We start from the raw sequence: 2,238 nt of genomic DNA on the forward strand, positions 1-2,238 counted from the left end.
TATGTAAATGAAAGCTAAGACCCATATTGTCGGAGGAATTTCCGCAGTATGGGCCTTTTTTGTACTTTAAGAAAGTTTAACTTTACTAAAGGATTAAAGTATAAGATAAACTAAGGCTTTCGCCATTAAGGACTTGGCGATAAGCCAAGTTTTTCTAATCGACTTCTTTGGAGGTGACAGCGTATAATGGAAAATAAGTCAAGGACATTATTTATTTAAAAAAGGCCAACCTGAACTAAAACCTTCAATTACCATTTTTTTGAAAGGCTCAACCACCACAGAATAGTATGATAGGACTCTTCTACGACGTGAAGGGACCTTGCTTTTTCATCCTACAGAGGATACAACCTAGTAAATGTAAACTTAGTTTTCACGTATTATTCGTACTTGCAGGACAAGATCCATAACGCTGACACGCGAGGTCTAAAGCCTCAGGCACGATGAACAATGTGATCTAACGTCCTAGAGGAGCCCTATTGTAAAAAACTACTTTAAACCTTTGAAATGCTTAACAATTTAATCTTTCATTTCGAGATACTTTATCAAAATTAAACTAAAAATAATCCACTTAATAAGGTTTTGCTAGGTTTATACATTCTAAGCCGACTGATAAGGTTCTGACAAAACAAACTTCTCATAGAAACGTCTCACGTTGGCTATATGCAGCTTTTTATATATTTCATCATATAAAACATAATTCTCTTGATTTGTACGGTATAATGCCTTGTGCCGGATCATGGAAAAGGCCAAACGTATCATTCGATTTCCTAAGGCAACATATGCTTGTCTCGGATGCTTTCCACGTGCTTTGAACGCTTTATACCTCTCATGCATTTCTGGATTATTAAAGGCTAAGGATTTTCCAACTTGATAAACTATATTACGAAATTGCCTTCTTCCTTGTTTTGAGACGGCAAAATACGAAGGATTTCTACCCCCCTGACTGTTTAACAATTGGATTCGTCCCGGCCATCTTGATGAGTTGCCCTGCATGATCAAAGTCTGTGATATCTCCCATCTCCGCGAATAGTTCAGCCCCTGTGACAACACCGATACCCGAAACACTTAAGAGGATTGCCCCTTCAGTCTGCACAAAAAGATCCTCTATCTTTCTCTCTAATTCTTTAATATTTTTATCAAGTAAATCTAGTTGATCTAGCTTTTGATTAAGCAGAAATTGTTCTGCTTGAACATATTCTTTTTCTTGGGAGATCGAATCTTGAGCGAATTCCAGTAAGATTTGAATACTATAATCTCTTATTTTTAGATTATTCTTAATAGATACTTCACGCAGTCCTTCTTCACCAAGTGAAAGTATGTCGCTAGGATGTAGATAATGTCGCATTAAATATCGTGGTGCTTTCCCAAATAATGCTGAAAAGGGTTGAACGTGTTCTCGTTTTTCATTAATCCATATGCTTTTTCCTTGGAACTCTCGAAAAATACGTATCAATATAAGAACGTATTAAATTCTTCGTATCTGTCTGTTCTTTTACCAATTCACGTCTGGCTCGCGTTAGCTTTTGTAGTTCAAATACCTTTCCTTTTCCTAACTCAGAGGACGTTCCACGTCCGTGTATTAATGATTGAACGATTGCCATAAGATCTAAGTTATCTGTTTTAGACCAATTCAATAGGGTTTCTCGTTCTTTGGCAGTTGTAGCGGCATTTAAGATACGTACATGATACCCCTCACTATGACAGTGACGAACCAAATCCTCATAATAATGCCCTGTTGTTTCTACTCCTACTACAACCTCTTGCATTTTATACACCTTTTTCAGAGATTTAATATATTCTCCAATCTTTTTAATCCCTGTCAATGAAGCATCAAACTCAAATGGTTTAACCAGTATATCTCCATAAAAAGTACAAATCATTGCTTTATGCGTATACTTAGCTGCATCAACTGCGACCAACAATAAATTCTCTGACCCTACGTCTCTTATGAACTTTGCCCATCGACTTCCATTTTTACCTTGGATATGATTGAATAAAGAGTAAGCCTATCGTTTTTCCTCTCCTTTGGTTGGGATAGTAAATTAGAAGTTCTGTGATAGGTACTTCTATAATACTAGAAAACGGTGGCCTTTTTTAATTTCTTGATCTATTTACTATACTAGGCACGCCCCGATATATGTCGAATCACCACTAAAAAAGATGTCCGCACGGGAGTACGGACATCTCAAATAAGTTTATGATAGCCCTTCGTCAGGGTCCACTTTCTCTAAGCTCTGA

General features: G+C 36.9%; 2 protein-coding genes. Both read right to left on the reverse strand.

Translation table 11 applies throughout. The annotated features are described in order from the left end of the window. Nucleotides 1-931: 931 nt before the first annotated feature. Nucleotides 932-1,345 (reverse strand): transposase, encoded by a 414-nt coding sequence (locus tag MPL1_RS13915; RefSeq protein ID WP_009727610.1) that lies wholly within the window; start codon nucleotides 1,343-1,345, stop codon nucleotides 932-934. A gap of 61 nt (nucleotides 1,346-1,406) precedes the next feature. After that, nucleotides 1,407-1,922 carry an IS110 family transposase gene (locus tag MPL1_RS13920; RefSeq protein ID WP_235045599.1) on the reverse strand — a complete coding sequence of 172 codons (516 nt, stop codon included), beginning with the start codon at nucleotides 1,920-1,922 and terminating at the stop codon, nucleotides 1,407-1,409. Nucleotides 1,923-2,238 lie beyond the last annotated feature (316 nt).

The sequence above is a fragment of the Methylophaga lonarensis MPL genome (assembly GCF_000349205.1).
Classification (GTDB): domain Bacteria; phylum Pseudomonadota; class Gammaproteobacteria; order Nitrosococcales; family Methylophagaceae; genus Methylophaga; species Methylophaga lonarensis.